An 18944-nucleotide genomic window follows, 5' to 3' on the forward strand; every position below is an offset into this window, starting at 1 on the left:
GTCAACTCCCGGACAGGTGGCGTGCGGGAGGCGGGCCGGATGGTGCCTGCCTCCCGCTGCGCGTGCCGGAACTGTCCTATGCTGAACGCATGAAGAAGACCATGCATGTCACCTGGCTGGGCGAGCAGCGCTACGTGGCGCAGAACGAGACGGGGCAGCAGCTCATCATCGACAACAGCGAACTGAAGCTCGGGGTGGGGCCGATGGAGTCCCTGCTGGCCGCGCTCGCCACCTGCACCGCCTACGACGTGGTGGAAGTCATGAAGAAACGCAAGACGCCCCTCTCGCACTACCGCATCGAGGTGGAGGGCGAGCGTGCCGAGGAGCACCCGCGCCGCTACACGACCATCACGGTGCGGCACATCGCGGCCGGGGCGGGCGTGACGCCGGAGAGCCTCGGGAAGGCCGCGCACCTCAGTCACGAGAAGTACTGCTCTGTCGCCGCGACCCTCAACAGCGAGATCGTGGTGGAGGCCGTGCTGGAGGAGCAGGCCGGGGTCGCCAGCGTCTGATGGACGACTCGGCTTCCGCCTCCCCGGCGTTCGGCTGGCTGCGTCCCGCGCTGAGCGTCATCGCGACGCTCGCTGTGACGCTCGTCGCGTACGGCGCGGTGTACAACCTCGGCCGTCCCCGCAACCCGCACCCGGACCCGCTGCTCGCGGCGCGGCTCCTGCCGCTGGAGCTGCTGGTGGGCGTGCTGGTGGGCGTCCTCGCATACCGGGCCTTCGGGGCGCGGCAGGCGCAGGTGCCCCGGCCCGACGTGCAGGAACGCATGGTGACGCGCCTCGCGCTGCGGCGCGGCGGGACGTTCACGCTCGAACAGCTGACGGAAAGCTCCCCGCTGGACGCCCGTCAGGCGCGCGAGGTGCTGGCGCGCATGCAGCAGGAGGGCCGCGTCGTGCCGGACGGCGGCGCGTACCGCCTGCCGGACGCCCGGCCGGACCGGCGCGCGTGACGGGCGACGACCTCGCCACGCTGCTGCACGAAGCGAACCGTGACGCCTGGGAGTCCCTGACGAGCGCGCTCGGCATGGCGGACGGGCAGCCGTCCCCGAGGGTCGGGCGGCTCGTGCAGCACCTCAGCGTCACCAAACGCGGGTACTGGGAAGCGCTCGCCTCGGCGCTCGGGACGCCCGCCGTGCCGGGCGAACTGAACCTGGACGGCGTGTGCGACTGGGAGGAAGCGCTCGCCCGGACCCTCAGCCCCGCGCAGCTCGCGGTGCACGTCCGGTACTCGGAACGCGACCTGGACGCCGCCGCCCTGCTGCGCCTGAACGCCCGCCACACCGTCTGGCACGCCGGGCAGATCGCGGCCCTGAGCCGCGCCCCGCGCCTCGCCTGAACCGTGCCCGCCGACGCCACCTCCGCCCCGGGGACCGCGCCGGACGCCCTGTTCGACCTGGCCGTGAACCGCGCCGCCACCACCCTGCACGGCCTGGGCCTCCCCGGCCCGCAGCACCCCAAGGCGGACGCCGCCCTGCAGGAATGGCATGCCCGGACCCGATTCGCGCGCCGCGTGCCGCTCGCGGACGTGCAGGCCCGCCTCGCCAGCCACCCGGCCCTGCACGCCCCGGACGTGCCCTGGACGGGCTGGCACTGGGCGGGCGGCCCGGACGGCGCGTGGCGGCCCGGACGCGCCCCCTTCCCGTGACGCGGATGGTTTCCGGACCGTCAATTGCCCGCCCGCGTACCCTCTAGACTGCGGGCGTGCCGGAACTTCCCGAGGTCGAAACCACCCGCCTGAAGATCGAACCCCACCTGAAAGGCAGGCGACTCCTGCGCCTGGAGCACGACGCGCCCCACAAGTACCGCGACACGCACCTCGCCGCCGGACGCACCATCGCCACCCTCACGCGGCGCGGCAAGTACCTGTTCCTGAACCTCGAAGACCCCGGCGAGGAACCCCTCGAACTGATCGTGCACCTCGGCATGACGGGCGGCTTCCGTTTTCAGCCGACCACGCACACCCGCGTCACGCTGCACCTGGACGGCAGCGACCCCCTGTACTTCCAGGACGCGCGCCGCTTCGGGAAGATGGCGGTCGTGCGGCCCGGCCAGTACCGCAGCATGCCGACCCTCGCCGCGATGGGCCCGGAACCCCTCTCGGACGCGTTCAGCGAGGCGGGCTTCGTGCGGACCGTCACGGACGCCGGCAAGATGATCAAACCGTGGCTGCTGTCGCAGGGGCCCGTGGCGGGCGTCGGGAACATCTACGCCGACGAGAGCCTCTGGGCGTCCCGCCTGCACCCCGCTCAGACGCACCTGACGCGCCCCGAGGCCGCCCGCCTGTACTCGGCCATCCGGGACACCATGCGGGCCGCCGTGGACGCGGGCGGCAGCACCCTGTCGGACGGCACGTACCAGCAGCCGGACGGCATGAGCGGCCTGTTCCAGACGCGGCACAACGTGTACGACCGCGCCGGTCAGCCCTGCCCGCGCTGCGGGACGCCCATCGTCAGGACGGTCCTCGCGCAGCGCGGCACGCACTTCTGCCCGCACTGCCAGGTGCTCCGCCACCCCTGACCCAGACGAGACGTGTGACCCAGACGCCGCCGGAATCCCGCAGTCTGTCCGGCACGCATCCGGACAGGAACGCAACGGCGTGCGACGCTCCCGTCCCGTCCCGGCAGGCGGTGCAGAATGGGGGGAGTCGCGCGGCCCGCGCCCGTCCCGCATGCCGGGGTGGACGGACCGAACGCCCGGAGGCCCCATGACCGACCTGACCGACCTGAGACTGAGCTACGAGCGGGACGAACTGCGCCGCGCCACCCTGAACCCCGACCCGCACGCGCAGTTCTCCCGCTGGCTGGAGGAAGCGCTCGGCAGCGACCTGCCGGAACCGTACGCGGTGACGCTCGCCACCGCCGACGAGACGGGCCGCCCCAGCGCCCGCACCGTCCTGCTGCGCGGGCACGACGCGCGCGGCCTGGTGGTGTACAGCAACTACCTGAGCCACAAGGGACGCGACCTGCACGTGAACCCGCAGGCGGAGCTGCTGTTCTACTGGCCGACCCTGGAGCGGCAGGTGCGCGCCTGGGGCCGCGTCGAACGCCTCCCCGAAGAGGAGAGCACCGCGTACTTCCACAAGCGCCCGCGCGACAGTCAGCTGGCCGCGCACGCCAGCGACCCGCAGAGCGCACCCATCGCGGGCCGCGCGGAACTCGACGCGAAATTCGCGGCGCTGCACGACCGTTTCCCCGAAGGGCAGCCCGTCCCGAAACCGGACTTCTGGGGCGGATACCTGCTCGTGCCGGGCGGGTGGGAGTTCTGGCAGGGCCGCCCGAACCGCATGCACGACCGCTTCGAGTACCTGCCCGCCGCGGACGGCTGGCGGATCACGCGCCTGATGCCCTGAACGCCTGACCACATTGAACTGGACTCCTGAAGTTCAGCGAAGCGGGCACCAGAACACAGGGTTCGGTGCCCGCTTCGCCCTGACAGCAGCCGTCCGGAGCCCGGGTCAGTCGAGGTCGGGGGCGCGGAAGGTGTCGAGCGCGTCGGCGGCCATCGGCGCGGCGAAGATGTACCCCTGCGCGGCCCCCACGCCCGCCTGCCGCAGCAGCGCGAGCTGTTCCCGAGTCTCCACGCCGACCGCCGTGACGCTCAGCGCGAGGCTGCGGGCGAGGGTGGTGGTGGCCTCCAGCAGCTTGAAGGCGCGCGGGTTCTGCAGCCGCGCCACGAAGCTCGGGTGCAGCTTGATGCCGGAGATCGGGAAGCGCTCCAGGCTGGTGAGGCTGGACGCGCCGTCCCCGAAGTCGTCCACCAGGATGCGTGCCCCCAGGGCGTGCAGGCGCTCCAGCAGGCCCAGCGTGCGTTCGGAGTAGTCGATGAGGCTCCCGGCGCTCAGTTCGAAGTCCGGCGGGCCGTGCTCCTCCATCAGCGGGAAGAGGCGTTCGAGGTTGTCCTGCCGCAGCAGCTCGTCGAGGCTGAGGTTCACGCTGACCCGCAGGCCCGGGTGGGCCGCCTGCCACTGCGTGCGGGCCGCGAGCGCCTGCCCGACCACCCACTCGCCGATGTCGCTGATGAGGGCGCTGCGGGCCGCGAGCGGCAGGAACACGGGCGGGGCGAGCACCCCGAGTTCCGGGTGGTGCCAGCGCAGCAGCGCCTCGGCCGCCACCACGACCGGTCCCTCCACCGGGTTCAGGGACACGAGCGGCTGGTACGTGAGCCGCAGCTGCCCCTGCGAGAGTGCGCCGGGCAGTTCGCTTTCCAGCCGGAAGTCGCGCGCCACTTCGGCCCGCATGGCTTCCTGGTACACCGCGCCGACCCCCTGCCGGTCCGCGCCCTGCCGTTCGTGCTTCACGTAGCTGAGGGCCGTCTCGGCCTGCCCGAGCAGCGCGTCGGCGTCCCGGCCGACCAGGCCGCCCGTCGCGCCCACGTGGAAGTTCAGGGGGAGGTCCCGGCCGGACAGCCGCAGCGGCGTGCGAAGGTGGTGCTGCAGTTCGCGCAGCGAGCCCTCCAGGGTGTCCTTGTCGCTCTGGCCGGTCACGCCGAGCACGAAGACGTTGCTGTTCAGGCGGGCCGCGAGCAGGTTCGGACGCCAGTCCACGAGGCGCGCGGCGAGGTGCACGAGCAGCGCGTCGCTCGCGATGCGGCCGAGTGCCGCCGTCAGGGCCGAGAAGCCGCTGATGTCGAGCGCCAGCAGCGAGACGTGCGCGTCCGGCCCGAGCGACTGCAGGCGACTGCGCAGCCCGTTGCGGTTGAGCAGACCCGTCAGCGCGTCGTGCAGCGTGTCGTGCCGCAGTCTGGCCTCCATGCGCCGCATGGCGGTCACGTCCCGCATGGTGAGCATCAGGCCGGGCCGCTGCCCCTCCAGGCTCGGGAGGAGGCTCACGCCGAGACGCACGGTGCGCTGCACGCCCGCCGCGTTCACCAGCACGAGTTCCTGATCGGTGGGCATCGTCTCGCGCGCCCAGTCAGAGTAGTCGAGGAGCGTCATGTCGCTGTCGTACAGCTGCACGCCCAGGTCCCGGATGAGGCGGCCCAGGCCCGCGCCCGTCAGGCGTGACCCCTCGATCCCCAGCAGGTTCGCGGCCTCCTCGTTCGCGAGCGTGACCTTGCCGCCCGAGTTCACGATCACGGTCGCCTCGCTGCTTCGCGCGAGGATCTCGCTGATCAGGCTGCGCTGCATGGCCGCCTGTTCCTGCAGCTCCCGCAGGGCGGACAGGTCGTGGCACTCCGCGATCAGCATGCCCGTCCCGGCGGACGGGTCTTCCGGTCCCGCGCCCTGCACGTCCCCGTGGACGCTGATCTGCAGGACGTTGCCGCGCGCGGTGCAGACCTCGGCGCTCGCGGCCTCGCCCGTCGCGGCCTGCGCCACGAGGGCCCGCAGACGCTCACGCGATTCGGGCGGCCAGCTCGGCCAGTCCCAGAAGGCCGCGCCCAGCAGCGTGTTCTGCGCCTGGCCGCCCGCACTGCCGAGGGCCATCAGGGCGCTGCTGGCGTTCTGAACCTGTCCCTGCGGGTCCAGCACGGCCATCATGACGCCGCTGTCGTCCAGCAGGCTGTCGAGCTGCTGTGCGAGGCCGCGCTCCTCGCTGGCGTCCTGGCTGGTCCACAGCACCCCGATGCCCTGCGCGTCGAAGTACGGTCTGGCCTCGCCGCGCAGCCACAGGGCGCGCTCGCCGCGCACCGCGACCTGTTCCAGCGGCAGCGTCACGGCCTGCCCTGCCAGTGCCCGCCCCAGCTGATGCACGAGCTGCGCGCGGGTGGGGAACACGTCGTCCACGCGGCGGCCGAGCACGTCGCGCTGCTGCAGGCCGTGCAGGTTCAGGAAGTGCCGACTGACCTGACGGAAGCGCAGGTCGCCGTCCAGCCACGCGACGGGCGCGGGCAGGTGCGTGAGCATCAGGCCGCTGTCCTGCTCGCTGTGGCCGCTGGACGCGGAACGCAGCAGCAGGTTCAGCAGGGCGCCCGCCGTGTCGGGCAGGGCCTCCTGCGACCACAGCAGACCCAGCAGCGCGCCGCCCTGACTGAGCCAGCGCATCTCGCCGTGATCCATCCACTCGTCGGGCGGGGTGAGGTCGTTGCCGGGGAGCGGCAGGGCAGGCGCGGCCGCCGTGATGCGGAACACCTGCCCGTCGACCGGGGCGAGCAGCGTCGCGTGCGGCGCGTGGAGTTTCAACAGGTCCGACAGGGTGCTCAGGAACAGCTGCTGGGAGACGTTCTGGGTGGCGTTCAAGGGTGTTCTGGAGCGCGCGGCAGGTCGCCAGGGCCATACGAGGCCGGAATCTGCCGTGCCTGTGATCCGAGTTGCTGCATCGCTCCCCTCCTTCCGGGGCGTGGAACGCCGCCGTACATTCGTGTCCCCGTCTGCCGGGCGGACCGGCGAGGCGGGGTGACTGCACAGAGTATCGGTCTTGAGCTCTTGCAGTTTTCGTACATATGACAGCGTGGCCGGTCGGCACGCGGAATCCAGCCCGCAGCGGGACGGGCGGCCCCGGCGGGTGTGCCTGGGCCGCCCGCGTCCGGGGGGTCAGGGAACGAGGACCTGGAAGCAGATGCGCGTCTGCGCGCCCGCAGCGAGGGTCGGGACGCGCACCGTCACCTGCCGCGCCACGAGCTCGCCCGCGTCCGTGTCGGCCGCGTCCGTCAGGGTCGTCCCGTCGAGCGTGAGGGTGCCGGGCGCGTACGTGACGCTGGGTTTCAGGGTGTCCTGCACCACCACGGCGCTCGCCGTGAAGGGGCCGGTGTTGGTGGCGGTCAGGCAGTACCGGAGCGTGTCGCCGGGGTACGCGTCGACCGTGTCGGCTTCGGTGGCGGGCGCGCGCGTCAGGTTGCTGACCTTCTTGCTGAGGACCGTGCCGGGCACGACGGTGCTGCGGTCGGCGGTGCCTGCCGCGTCGGTGACGCCCGCGTTGCCGCTCCATGCGAGCGTGACGTTCAGCAGGGCGTTGTCGCTGCTGCCGTCGGGCGTTCCGGCGGGCACGTCGAGGGCCAGTTCGGCGGCGCAGCCTTTCAGGTCGCCGGACGGGTCGCGCGGCCACGCGGCGTCCACCGTGACGGTCGTGACGGTCGTGGCCCGCTCGCTGGCGTCCACGGTCCCGTCGCAGTTGCTGTCCAGGGACACGCGCGCCGGGTACGCGCTGATGGCCGAGACGCTCAGCGTGCCGAGCGTGCCGGGTTTCAGGGTGTGCAGGTAGCGCAGCGTGACGGGCGCCTCGCTGCTCTGCGCGGCGGCCGCGCTGAGCGTCAGGGACCGCACCACGCCGAAGTCCGCCTGCCGGTCCGTGCCGCTCGGGTCCGGCAGCGGGTACGGCCGGACACCCGTGCCGCCCACGCTTCCTGCCAGGGTGACGGCGCTGCCGTCGTACACGCCCGTCACGGGGCTGCTGCCGGTGCTGACGCGGTTCGCGGTCCAGCCGCCCGGGACGTACAGGGTGTACCGGCCCTGCGTGTCGGTGCTGGCGGTGCGGATGCCGCCGCTGCCGGTCAGGGTGAGCGTCTCGGCGGTCAGGATAGGCTCGGTGCCGTCCTGGCGGGCGTTGTTCGGTGTGCCGCCGCCGCGCCCGTCGTCGCGGAACACGGTGCCGGTCACGCGGTCACCCGCGAACAGCCCGAAGCTCACGTCGGGCACCGAGGTGCTGCTGGCGTCCACCACGCGCGTCACACTGCCGCCCACGGGGTTCACGAACACGTACCCGGCGGGCCGGGCGGGCGTGATCGCACCAGCGCTGGGGGAGACGAGCAGCACGGAGGTCCCCTCGCCGAGCGTGAAGCTGAAGGCGCCGTCGCTGGCGCCCACCGCGCTGCTCTGGCGGGCCGCGCCGCTCACGGTCTGCGTGACCCACACGGCGGGGCCGCCCCAGCTCTCGGTGCCGCTGCGCGTGCCGTCCGGTTCGGTGTCGCGGTAGACGTTGCCGGTCACGGTGCAGGCGTTGTTCACGCCGAGGACCGTCACCTCCGCCTGCCCGATCCCGATGCCGAGCAGTGCCAGCAGCCGGTCCACCGTCGCCTGCAGCACCGCCACCAGTATGGGGCGCAGCACCGTGCCGCTCAGGGTCCGGACGGGCGCGGTCAGGGTGCTGACCAGGGTGTTCACGGCCCCCTCCAGACCCAGCAGGACGCTGCTCGTCACGGTCAGCTTGACGTCGAGCGTCTGCAGCAGGTCGTCCACCAGCACCGGCACGGCCGCCGTGGAACTCCCGACCTTGGCGGACTGCGGGTACGGCCCGCCGAAGCTGAGGGTGCCGAGCGGGTAACTGCCGTTCCCGGACGCTCTGGCGTTCACGTCCATGTTCACGACCTGACTGCCGACGCCCAGCACGCTCACGCTGGCGCTCGCCGTGCCGATCCGTGCGTAGCCCAGGTCCGCGCCCGTCAGGACGTGCGTCCGGTTGAAGAAGGTGCTGTCCGGAATGTCGCCCAGGTAAAGGTTCACGAGGCCCGGCGTGGCCTGCAGGCTCAGGGCGCGGCTCACGGCGCTCACCGTGCCGAGCGTTCCCTGCGCGCGCGCCACGTCCAGGTACAGCCTGACGTTCGTGAGGCTGAGGGTCGCGCCCGCCACGCCCGTCACGCCGAGGTTGTCCAGGCCGCTGAGGTCCACGTTCAGCTTCACGCGGATGGACGCCGTGTAGAACTGCGTGCCGCTCGGCCCGCAGATCATGATGGGCGGTTCCGTCACCTGCGCGTACAGCGTCACGGTGGGCGTCGTGGCGCTCAGGCCCGCGATCCCGAGGCTGGAGAGGTTCACGCTCAGGCTGCCGAGCGAGATGGGGTTGCTGGCCGTCGTGAGGGTGTTGGCAGAGTTGAAGAGCTGCACGCCGCCCGTCACGAGGTTCAGCAGGTTCAGCCGCGTGCCCGCGAAGGCCGCCTGGTTGAAACTCAGCCGCAGGAAATCCCCCACCCGCGCCGTGAGGTTCAGGGCCGGGACGTTCAGGCCGCCCGTCAGCGCACCGATGGCGTTCACGGCGGCCGTGTCGCCCTGCAGCTGCGCGGCGTCCACGGCGGCCCCCAGGAACTGCGCGAGCGTGGCGTTCGCGTTCAGGGCGGCGGTGGTGCTGCCGGTGCTCGTACGGGCCTGCAGGGCGTTCAGGAACAGGCCCAGGTCCACGCTGTTGCTGTTCAGGGCGTTCCAGTCGGCGACGCTCACGTTCAGGCTGCTGCCGAGCAGGCCGCCCAGCAGTGCGTTCAGCAGGGGACCCTGCGTGCTGTCCACCTGCGCGAGACGCGGGCCGGCCGTGACGCACCCGACGCCCTGACAGCTGCCCGCGCGGGCCGTCGAGCCGAGCAGCGCGGTGAGGAACATGGCGAGCAGGACGAGTGCGGCCCCCAGGGCGCGCACGGGACGGACAGGCAATCGGTTCAAGGTGTTCCCCCGTAGAGTTCGGCACGGACGTGGAATCCGGGACGGGCGTCGGGCGTCAGGGCGTCCACGTGGGCGAGCGTGTAGCCCGCCACGAAACGCAGGCCCGGCGACACCACGTACTTCAGGTCGAGGGCGGAGGACAGGTCGAGCGGTGCGTCCTGGGCCGGCTGGTACAGCACGAACAGGGTCGCGGCCAGCGCGAACTTCTCGCTGAGCGGCACGCTCACGCCCGCGCTGCCCTGCACCGCGAAGCGCGACGGGTCGCTCAGCGGCACCCGGTACGCGAGGCCCGGCTGCAGCTGCAGGCCGTGCAGGACCGGCTGCTCGCTCTGCAGCCACGGCTGCCAGCTGAGCTGCGCTTCGCCCTCCAGAACCGTGCCGATGCCTGCGGTCGCCACGCCGAGCGCGCCGCTGCCCGTGTTCAGGCGGTGGTACGTGAGCAGGGTCAGGTCCGACGTGCGGCGCGCCAGGCCGAACGTGAACTGACCGCCCGGGGACGGCATCACGTTGTACACCGCGTCGAAGGACACGTCGTTGTCGTTCAGGCTGCCGCTCGCGCCGCCGCGCAGGATCAGGCGGTTGGCGGTGCGGCCGTCCTGCGCGCCGAAGTCCCGCCCGACCTCCACGCTGCCGGTCGCCGCGAAGCCCGCCTGCCGGTATCGCAGGGCGACCGTGCCGGACGCGGTGAACACGCCGTTTCCCAGGTCGCGCAGCACGCTGGCGCTGACGTTCGCGCTCAGGTGGTCCGTGATGGGGATGGGCGCCGACACCCCGAAGCGGGCGCGGCTGCTCTCGCCGCTCGCGTTCGGCAGCTGGTAGATCACCGAGAAGTTCACGCTGCCCAGCGTCTGCCGGACCCCGAGCTCGCCGACCAGTGTGCCGGTCTCGTCCCAGACGCGGGCGAGTCGCGCCTCCAGGAAGGTGCTGCTCGTCAGCGCGAGGCTGCCCGTCACCCTCGTCAGGGCCGCCACGTTCGCGCCGAACGGCTGTGCGTGCGTCACTTCCAGCGACGACCCTCCCCGCTCGTAGCGGGCGAGCAGCACACCGGCCAGCCCGCCCTGCACGCCGTCCGGCCGTGCCCACGCGTACTCCAGGCCCGCCCCGAGCGTCACGCCGCCGCCCACCGGGCGCTCCACCGTCACGGTGCTGCGCTGCGCGTTGACCGGCTGCGGCTGCGTCTCGCTGGCCGGCGTGACGTTCAGGCTCAGGTGAGCCACACGGACCCGGAACGCGTCCAGCCGCACGGTCGCCTCCGCCTGTCCGACCACGCCCGTGCCGGGCGTGCGCGTGAGGTTTGCGCTCGCCGTGACGCGCGCGTCGGGCGACACGTACGTGCCGTTCAGAGCGAACTTCCCGTCCGGGTCGAAGCTGCTCACGCCGTAGTTCAGGGCCGCCTGCAGTTCCGGCGTGCGGTACGCCACCTGCACGCCGTACGAGACGGGCACGTCACGGCTCCCCGCGAGCGTGCCCGCCCCGACATTCAGGGCGGCGGCACTCACGGTCCACGGGCCGCGCGCGTAGCTCGCGCCCACCCCGTAACTCAGGACGCGTGCCCCCTGCGAGGCGGGCGCGTACACCACCACCAGCGTCTGCTGCAGGAACTGACTGTCGTAACGGCTCAGCGCGCGGGCCAGGACCAGCGTGCCGGTCGCCGTGTCGAGGGTGTACTCGCGCCCGGCGAGCAGCGTCCGGCTGATCCCGCCACTCATGACCGTCACGAGTTCGCTGCCCGGCTGCGGCAGCGATTCCAGCACGAAGGAGCGCCGTCCGTCCGGCACGAAGGTTTCCGTGACCGCGCTGCCCGGCAGCTGCCCCACGTACCCCTGGACGGTCAGGCCCGCGACGCCCAGGTCGCGGACCTCGGCGCGCAGGGCACTGAAGTTCGGGAGGGGCGGCAGCGGCGCGAGCGTCAGCGGGGCCGCGTAGTACCCGGCGCTCAGGTTGCGCCGCTCGAAGCGGAACGCCACCCCGAAGTCCGACGACAGTGTGCCCTGCGCCTCCGTGGCGCTCCCGGTGCTCGGGAAGCGTCCCTGACTGCTGGCCGTCGTGACCGCGTCACGCAGGCCGTCGCTGTCCGCCGCGACCTGCAGCTGCCCGCCCCACAGCGGCAGTTCCGCGTACCCGCGTAGCCGGGCGTCCACGCTCACGTCCCCGCCACTGAACCGCACCCCGAAACTCCCCTGGTACGCGTACCGTTCTCGCGTCTGGATGTCCACGAACACGCTCTGCCGCGCCGTCAGCTTCCCGAGCGCCGCGCTCACCGTGACGCGCCGCGCCGTCACGAGCGGCGTCAGGCGCAGCACCGCCACGCCGTCCCGCATCGTCACCTGGTATCCCGCCTCGCGCGGGTCGGCGTCCGGCACGAGCGGTTCGAGGTCCGTGTTGACGGTCACCATGCCGTTGCCGCTCGTCACGCCGTTCGCGTCCACCGCCAGCACCCGCAGCGTGACGGGCGACGCGCCGTCCGCGACCGCGCCGACCGCGTCGATCCGCAGGGCCGTCGGGGCGCCCGCCACGTCCACGGTCAGCACGTCCGTCTGCGCGCCGTAGCGGGCCTCCAGCGTGTTCCGGCCGGGCCGCAGCGGCACACCCACGAAATTCAGGCGCCGCCTTCCCAGCGTGACGGTCTCCTCGCCCACCTGCGCGTCCGGGACGGGCACGCCGTTCACGCTCAGCGTGACGGGCACCCCGACCGGACCTTCCAGCACCACGCCCGTCTTGTCCGCGCCGCGCAGCACGGCGCCCTGACGCGGCTGCCGGATCAGGCCCTGCCGCTCCTGCCCCGTCAGGACGGTCGCGTCGTCGGCACGGATGCTGTCCACCTCGCCCGACAGGTACAGGTCCCGTCCGCCCACGCGGGCCGTCAGGTCGAGCGGCGGCAGGGTCGGCAGCAGGTCCGGGTGACTCACACGGAAACTCAGCGTGCCGCTGGCCCGTGCGTTCCCCAGCGGCCAGAACAGCCGCCCGTCCGGCCCGACGCGCGGGTCCGGCAGGGGCTGGCCGTCCACCAGCGTCGAGCCGCCCACGTAATCCACTCCCTCGGGCAGCAGCAGCGAGGCGAGCAGCGTCACGTTGCTGCCCGGCTCGCCCAGACCCGGCACACCCTGCAGCGCGTACGGCTGCCGCACGGTGGTCACGCGGCGCTCGTCGCCGGACTCCGTGGCGAGCAGCTGCGAGCCGACCGGCAGCCCGATCTGGACGTCCTCTCCGTTCGGCAGCACCGTGACCGGCAGGACCGTGAACTGGAGGCGCCCCGCCTGCTGCGGCACCACCTGAAGCTGCCCGACGACCGTGCCGCCCGCGTCCACGCTGAGGTCCACGGGCGACACCGTCATGCCCGTCCCGCCGCCGACCAGGGTGAAGGTCAGGGCGTGGTGCGTGGGGTTGCGCAGCAGCACGTTCACGCTGCTGATCACGCCGACGCTTCCCTCGTCCGGCTGCGCCACCTGCAGACTCAGCAGTTCGCGCCGCAGGTCGCCGCTCACGTCCGTCATGTCCGGCAGGCCCGAGAGCTGCACCCGGAACCGTCCGTCCTGCGCGGGGCCGTACGCGACGGTGCCGGAGAAGCTCAGGTGTGCCTCTTCGCCCACCGGGACGGTCACGGTCTGCTCGCCGCTCTCCACGTCCGGCGTCACCCAGTCCGGGAAGACCGGCGTGGCCCGCACGCTCAGGGGCGTGCTGCCGGGGTTGCGGAGCGTCAGGTCGAAGGTCGTGACCTCGCCCGGCAGGACCGACGCGTCGTCCGTCTTCAGTTCCGCGAGGCCGCCCGACAGGACGTGATCGGTGCGCGTCACTGGCCGGGCCTGCGCGACCGTCACGTCGCGCGCGTCCTGCACGCTCGATTCGTTCAGCGTGCCGGTCAGGTTCACGGTGCCGCCCGCCGAGGCGACCATCCGGACCGTCAGCGTGCCGCTCTCGCCGCTGGCGAGCGTCAGTGGGCGGCGCGTGTCGCCCAGCGTCAGCAGGTCGTCCGGGGCGTTCAGGACGGGGGTCAACGTGATCGGCAGGCCGTACCCGTTCGTGACGGTCAGCCGCGCCTCGAACGGCTCACCGAGCGTCACCTGTGCAGGCACGTCCAGCCGCAGGCGCGTCTGCGGCTCCACGATCACGTCGCGGTCCGTAGCGGGACCCGTCACGTCCAGCACCGCGCTGTCCTCCCCGTCCCCGGCGAGGCGGCCGCCGTCCGTCAGGAGCCGCAGCGGGTAGCGGCCCACCGGCAGGTCCAGCAGCAGTCCGTCCTCGGGCACGTCGTACGCCGCGTCGCCCACCTGCAGCCGCGCGGGAATGCCGACCCCGCCGCTGCGCTCCAGCAGCGTGTGCAGCGTGACGGGCACCGCGCCCGCCGTGCCGCCCGCCAGGGTGCCCAGCAGCAGGCACGACAGCAGCCTCGCGCAGCGCCAGCCGCCCGGCCCGGCTCCCTTCTTCCTGTTCGCGTTCATGGGAGCCTCCAGCTCAGCTGCGGATCGCTGTCGGCCGCCGGACCGGGCAGGACGTACGTCAGGGTGCGCGTGCCCGTCAGGGTCGCGAAACGGAATTCCTTCACGCTGTCGTCCGGCAGGGACTCGCTCAGCACCACGTCCGTGACCGGCACGCTGGACGTCAGGACGAGCGTCACGAGCGTCCCGCCGCCCGGCAGGGCCTTCACGGTCCGCATCAGGCGCAGCGGACCCTGCTGCACGCTCCCGCCGTCACGGACCGGGGTGGACAGCGTCGCCTGTGGGCGCAGCAGCGCGAAGTCGGCCGTCGTGAGGACCGCCACGTCCACCGTGCGCGTCCCGAGGCCCGGCGCGGCCTGGAAGGGTGCCTGACCACGGTCGAGCGTCACGAGCCAGCTGCCCGGCACGAGGTTCCGGAAGGTGTACCGTCCCTGGTCGTCCGTGAGGGACTGGACGCCGTTGGCGAGCAGCACGCGCACGCCCGCGAGCGGCGTCTCGCCGGGGTCGCGGCGACTGTTGCCGTTCGCGTCGATGAACACCTCACCCGTCAGGGTCGCGCGCCGGTCGAAGACGCCTGCCGTGACGCTCAGGGCCGCGCCCGCCTCGTTCGAGGTGAGCGCCGTGCCGTCCGTCAGCACGCCGGTCGCGCTCGCCACGGCCGTCAGCTGCGCGGCCGCGCCCGCCAGGACCACGGCGCGGTACGTGACCTGCAGCTTCCGACCGGCCGGGACGACGCCCGTGAAGATCAGGACGTTCCCCTCCTGCCGGACGCTGCCGCCCGGCACGCTCAGGCTGCCCGACCCGCCCACGTACGCGAGGCCCGCCGGGAGCGTCACGCGCAGCTCGGTCTGCAGGGCGCTCCCGGCGGGGTTCTGCACGGCGGCCGTGAAGGTCGGGGCGTCGCCCACGCTCGCCTGAGCGGGCATGACGGTGTGCGTGAGCAGCAGCGTCAGGTTCTGCAGGGCGTCGAGGCGCGTGACGTTCGACGCGTCGCGCGTCCCGTCCGCGCAGGTCGCCGTGAGGTTCACGAGCAGTGGACCGTTCACGGGCCCGGACGCACTCACGCCGAGCAGCACGGCGCGCTGCTCGCCCGGCGCGAGCGTCAGGTCCGTCAGCGGCTGCAGGGCCGCCGAGCCGCTCTGCGCGGCCAGCACCGTGACGGTCACACCCGGCGTGGGCGTGAGCAGTTCGGCGGCCAGCGTGACGGCCCCGGCGCGCAGGCCCGTCTGCGTGACCGTGTACGGCACCGTGACCGTGCCGGGCGCCACGAAACTCAGGGTGCGCGAGGGGCTGGCCGTGCTGCCGTCCGGGCCGACCTGCGGCACGCAGGCCCCCTGGCGGCGCAGCGTCACGGTGTTCGACGGGACGCTCAGCGCACCGGCCTGCAGCGCCGCCGTGTTCTGCACGGTCGCGCCGGGAGCGGCCGCCTGTGCCTGCACGGTGCCCGTCGCCGCGAGCAGCAGTGCCAGACCGCCCGCGAGGAGGGACGCCGCGCGTTCTGGAGCGCGGAGGGGAAGGGGAGAGACGCGCGGCATCTTCACCTCCTTACTTGACCTTGACCGTCAGGACGAGCGTGAAGGTCCCGCCGGGCGCGAGCGCGTCCAGGCTGTTCACGCTGCCGTTGCCGTCGCTGTTCACGCCCACCCAGAAGCGGCCGAGCGGCAGGGAGGTCGGCGCGGCCACGTTCCAGCTCGCGCCGTCGTCCACCGAGTACAGCACGCTGCCCGCCGCGCCGACCGACACGAGTTCGGTGTCGGCGGGCACGCTGTCCACCAGGTAGCTGCCGTACAGGGTGCTGGTGCCGGTGTTCGTGGCGACCACGCGGTACCGGACGATGTCGCCGGGACTGACGGGATCGTTGTCCGCCAGGGGCGTGCTGGTGGTGCAGACGGTGTCGCTGCACAGCTCGGCACTCTTCACGACGCTGCTCGTCACGCTCTGCACGGTGGTGGTGTCGGTCGCGGAGACGTTCAGGGTGGGGTTCGGGGCGAGGGCGGTGCTGAGTGCGGCCGTCACGGTGGTCGCCTCCGACACGCTGCCGGTCACGCTGACCGGCACGGTCACGCGCACGTAGACGGCCTGCGTGCCGCCTGCCGCGACGTTCACGCTCAGGGTGGGCGTGAAGGTGACGTTGTCGGTGGAGTACGTGTACGTCAGGCCTGCCGGGGAAGTGTATGCCGCGAAGTTCGCGGTGACGGGCGCGTTGCCGGAGTTGCCGAGCGTGTGCGCGTACGTGACGCTGCCGCCCGCGATGGTGCTGAGCGCTCCGTCCGGCGTGAGGCTGCCGGTCAGGACGGCGTTGCTGCGCAGCGAGTCCGTGACGGTGCTGGTGCGGCTCGCCTCGGCGGTGCTCGTCGCGGTGAAGGTGATGGGCGACGTGCCTGCCGCCGTGCCTGCCGCGACCGGCACGACCGCGATCAGGCAGACGGTGCCGCCCGCCGGGACGGACGGGCTGACCGTGATGGCGGCCCCGTCGGGGGTGCCGTCGCAGTTGGTGTCGGCGTAGAAGACCGCGCCGGGCACGCTGGAGGTCAGGGTGTACGTTTCCGCGACCGGCCCGCCGTTCAGCACCTCCAGCGGGAAGCTGGCGTTCTGGCCGGGGTTCGCGGCCTGCGTGGCGGGGGAGGTGTCGGGCGCGGTGGCGGGATTGCGGTCGCCGTTGCCGAGCACGGCCGCGCCGGCCGGGACGACCTGCGCCACGCGGTCCACCGTCGTGTCGGCCGTGCCGCCCTGCGGGGTGACGGTCAGGGTGAGGTCGGTGTTCGTGGCGGCGCCGGACGTGACGGGCACGCTGCACACCACCGCAATGTCGAGCGTGGCGCCCGCCGCGAGCGTCACGGGGTTGCTGAAGGGCGTCAGGGTGTCGGTGACGCTCACGTTCTGCAGGGTGCAGGTCCACCCGGCGGGGACGCCGCTCAGCACGGCCGTCAGGTTCTCGGTGGCGTTCCCGGTGTTCTGGATGGTGTGCTTGAAGCTGACGTTCGTTCCGGCCGTCACGGCCCCCGAGACGGCCTGCGTGTCGGCGCTCCGGTCGATGGTGTGTCCTCCGAAGGTGTAGCTGCCGCTCGCGCCGCCTGCCGGGAAGGCGAAGGGTCCGGCCACGGCGCTGACGAGGGCGTTCACGGTGGACGTGACGGCCGTGGCGGTCACGGTTTCGCCGCTGTCCGAGCCGTCTGTGTCGCCGTTGCCGTCCGCGACGGAGGTGGCCGTGCTGCTGATGACGGTCCCGGCTGCCGTGCCTGCCGGGACGACTGCCGTGTACGTCAGGGACACGCTGCCGCCGGACGGGAGGAAGGTGCCGCTCCCCACCACCAGCAGGGCTATGTCCGTCACGGTGCCGCTCGCGGGGAGGGTCGCTGTCCAGCTGCCCCCGTTGTCGGTGGAGTAGATGGGCAGGGTCGTGCCGGACGTGGTGCTGCTGGCGCTCACGCCGCCGAAGGTCACGCCAGGCAGCGGGACGCGCACGAGCACGCCGTTGCGGGCCGTGCCGTCCACCGTCACGACGCCCGTCACGGCGCCCACGGCCGCGCCGGTCACGGTGCCCGTCACGGTGTACGTGAGGGTGCCGCCGGGGTTGATGCCGCCCGCCGGGCTGACCGTCTCGCTGAGCGCGATCTGCCCGGTGGGGCTGACGGTCAGGGACGCGTAGTTCTGATCGTCGAGTTTGCTCGTGTCGCCCCTGGAGACGCCCTTCAGCGCGAAGCGCGACACCTGCCCGTCCGGGGTGCCCACGGGCGCCGTGACTTCCAGCAGGACGGTGGTGCGGTCGCCGGTGCTGCCGTCCTGCACGGCGGCCAGCGTGACGCTGCTGATGGCCGCGCCGTCCGGCACGCCGTCGTTGTTGGCGTCGAGGTAGATGGCGGTCTGCGCGTCGTAGTCGTCGGTCGCGGACTGTACGACGCTCAGGTCGACGGTGTCGCTGCCGTTCCCGGCGTTCTGGATGGTGTACGAGATCAGGCGGCGGTTGCCCGCGATGGACTGGAAGGCGCGGGTGGGCGGGACGCTGCCCTCGGCGGCGCTCGTCTCGACGCTCAGGGCGTACACCTGCCGCACGCGCACGGTCACGGTGTTGGAGTCCTTGTTGCGGGTGCCGCCCAGCGAGTCCTGGTAGTTGAGGGTGGCGGTGTTCTGGATGTTGGTGTTGGCGGGCGTGCCGACGCCGAGGGCGGCTCCTGCGGCGCACAGGCCGAGCGTGAGGAGCAGGGTACGGACGGCGGTTCGGGGGTGGGTCGTCATGGTGAGGCTCCTGTCGTGCGGTGTGCTGGGGGTGTGCTGGCGACGTGTGGGCTGGGCGCGGCCCGGGGTGGGAGGGTCAGCGGACGGTGGTGCGGACCTCCGCCGCGACCTGACTCTTCGCGTCGAGGGTGGGGAGCATCCAGCGCACGGCGCGGTACTCGTTCGGCTGGACCGTCACCTCCTGCACGGTGGTGACGCCGTCCCTGGTGACGCTGACCTTCTTCTTGAGGGGTGCGGGCGCGAAGGTGCTGCCGTCCGTGCTGAACAGCGGCGTGAGGGTGCGCGTGCCGACCCGCAGCACGGCGCTCCCGTTGACGTAGGTGGTGGTGGCGGGGAAGGGGACGGTCAGTGCGAGGTTCTGCACGGCGCGCGGCAGGTCGTTGACGGCAGCGGCGCGCCACAGCAGCAGGTCGCCGGGGCGCGGGCGGACGCTGTCGCCGGTGGCAGTGAAGGTCTCCGCGCCCCTGGCGTCACGCCCGACGAGCAGCGACGCGAGCTGCACCCGCACCGGGTCCGGCGTGGGCGTGGTCCCGGACGGTGTGCCGGACTGGGCGAGCGTGACGGATGACGAAGTCAGCAGCAGGACAGCCATCAGGGTGCGAGTCATGTTGTGCACTGTAGAAATTCGGGTCTGACAGCCCGGATGTTTTGCTGCTTCATGAATGTTCAGCCGCTGCCGTGCCTGGACATGAGAGGCGTGTTGGGCGTCTTTTTCGTGTGTCGGACGCCATGACGATGTTTGCATTTCCGCCCTGAAGCGTTTCTTCATTCTGTCTTCAGGATGGGTCGCCTGCGCGGTACTTCACATCCCGGGAGGGACGTGTGAAGAACTGGACAGTTCGGCTCTGGACTCACTACACTAACTCTCTGCTGAATCCCGGGGATATACCGGGGAAAACATGCGCCCAGAGGCAGTTTCTGGCGCTGTAAGATTCACGCGTTATCTTACACATGAAAACATGAAGT

12 protein-coding genes are annotated in these 18944 nt (G+C 72.3%); 6 read left to right on the forward strand and 6 right to left on the reverse strand.

Features of this window, described 5'->3' with window-relative positions; genetic code table 11:
• The first annotated feature begins 89 nt into the window (after positions 1–89).
• The 6 genes from IEY33_RS09210 (at position 90) to pdxH (ending at position 3354) form a co-directional block, all read left to right on the forward strand.
• Complete coding sequence (locus tag IEY33_RS09210; RefSeq protein ID WP_188962638.1) at positions 90–512, forward strand: OsmC family protein; 423 nt, start codon at positions 90–92, stop codon at positions 510–512.
• Complete coding sequence (locus IEY33_RS09215; RefSeq protein ID WP_188962640.1) at positions 512–955, forward strand: hypothetical protein; 444 nt, start codon at positions 512–514, stop codon at positions 953–955. Before IEY33_RS09210 ends, IEY33_RS09215 begins: the two co-directional genes overlap by 1 nt.
• The gene (locus IEY33_RS09220; protein ID WP_188962641.1) at positions 952–1341 is read left to right on the forward strand and encodes a hypothetical protein; all 390 of its coding nucleotides are present in this window, start codon (positions 952–954) and stop codon (positions 1339–1341) included. The genes IEY33_RS09215 and IEY33_RS09220 overlap by 4 nt, the downstream gene beginning before the upstream one ends.
• Positions 1342–1344: 3 nt before the next feature.
• Positions 1345–1650 (forward strand): hypothetical protein, encoded by a 306-nt coding sequence (locus IEY33_RS09225; RefSeq protein WP_188962642.1) that lies wholly within the window; start codon positions 1345–1347, stop codon positions 1648–1650.
• 56 nt (positions 1651–1706) lie between these two features.
• Positions 1707–2522 (forward strand): DNA-formamidopyrimidine glycosylase, encoded by an 816-nt coding sequence (locus IEY33_RS09230; RefSeq protein ID WP_188962643.1) that lies wholly within the window; start codon positions 1707–1709, stop codon positions 2520–2522.
• A gap of 187 nt (positions 2523–2709) precedes the next feature.
• Positions 2710–3354 carry a pyridoxamine 5'-phosphate oxidase gene (gene pdxH, locus IEY33_RS09235; RefSeq protein WP_188962645.1) on the forward strand — a complete coding sequence of 215 codons (645 nt, stop codon included), beginning with the start codon at positions 2710–2712 and terminating at the stop codon, positions 3352–3354.
• Positions 3355–3459: 105 nt separating this feature from the next.
• Here the strand turns inward: pdxH and IEY33_RS09240 are convergent, their stop codons facing one another.
• The 6 genes from IEY33_RS09240 to IEY33_RS09265 all read right to left on the reverse strand — a co-directional run bounded on the left by IEY33_RS09240 (position 3460) and on the right by IEY33_RS09265 (position 18585).
• Positions 3460–6180, reverse strand: coding sequence for a sensor domain-containing protein (locus tag IEY33_RS09240; RefSeq protein WP_188962647.1), 2721 nt, complete (start codon positions 6178–6180; stop codon positions 3460–3462).
• Between the two features lie 294 nt (positions 6181–6474).
• The gene (locus tag IEY33_RS09245) at positions 6475–9297 is read right to left on the reverse strand and encodes a DUF11 domain-containing protein (protein ID WP_188962650.1); all 2823 of its coding nucleotides are present in this window, start codon (positions 9295–9297) and stop codon (positions 6475–6477) included.
• Positions 9298–9302: 5 nt separating this feature from the next.
• Complete coding sequence (locus IEY33_RS09250; RefSeq protein ID WP_188962652.1) at positions 9303–13745, reverse strand: COG1470 family protein; 4443 nt, start codon at positions 13743–13745, stop codon at positions 9303–9305.
• On the reverse strand, positions 13742–15277 hold the full coding sequence (locus IEY33_RS09255) for an SdrD B-like domain-containing protein (RefSeq protein ID WP_188962654.1): 1536 nt from the start codon (positions 15275–15277) through the stop codon (positions 13742–13744). The genes IEY33_RS09250 and IEY33_RS09255 overlap by 4 nt, the downstream gene beginning before the upstream one ends.
• Before the next feature lie 10 nt (positions 15278–15287).
• Complete coding sequence (locus tag IEY33_RS09260; RefSeq protein ID WP_188962656.1) at positions 15288–17978, reverse strand: beta strand repeat-containing protein; 2691 nt, start codon at positions 17976–17978, stop codon at positions 15288–15290.
• Between the two features lie 76 nt (positions 17979–18054).
• A complete protein-coding gene (locus IEY33_RS09265) occupies positions 18055–18585 on the reverse strand; it encodes a hypothetical protein (RefSeq protein ID WP_188962659.1) in 531 nt (176 codons plus the stop codon).
• Between the last annotated feature and the right edge of the window lie 359 nt (positions 18586–18944).

Source organism: Deinococcus aquiradiocola (assembly GCF_014646915.1).
Lineage (GTDB): Bacteria > Deinococcota > Deinococci > Deinococcales > Deinococcaceae > Deinococcus > Deinococcus aquiradiocola.

Coding starts and splice junctions, on each gene's coding strand:
- IEY33_RS09210 (WP_188962638.1), top strand. CDS start 90: ATGAAGAAGACCATGCATGTCACCTGGCTGGGCGAGCAGCGCTACGTG.
- IEY33_RS09215 (WP_188962640.1), top strand. CDS start 512: ATGGACGACTCGGCTTCCGCCTCCCCGGCGTTCGGCTGGCTGCGTCCC.
- pdxH (WP_188962645.1), top strand. CDS start 2,710: ATGACCGACCTGACCGACCTGAGACTGAGCTACGAGCGGGACGAACTG.
- IEY33_RS09250 (WP_188962652.1), bottom strand. CDS start 13,745: ATGAACGCGAACAGGAAGAAGGGAGCCGGGCCGGGCGGCTGGCGCTGC.
- IEY33_RS09255 (WP_188962654.1), bottom strand. CDS start 15,277: ATGCCGCGCGTCTCTCCCCTTCCCCTCCGCGCTCCAGAACGCGCGGCG.
- IEY33_RS09260 (WP_188962656.1), bottom strand. CDS start 17,978: ATGACGACCCACCCCCGAACCGCCGTCCGTACCCTGCTCCTCACGCTC.
- IEY33_RS09265 (WP_188962659.1), bottom strand. CDS start 18,585: ATGACTCGCACCCTGATGGCTGTCCTGCTGCTGACTTCGTCATCCGTC.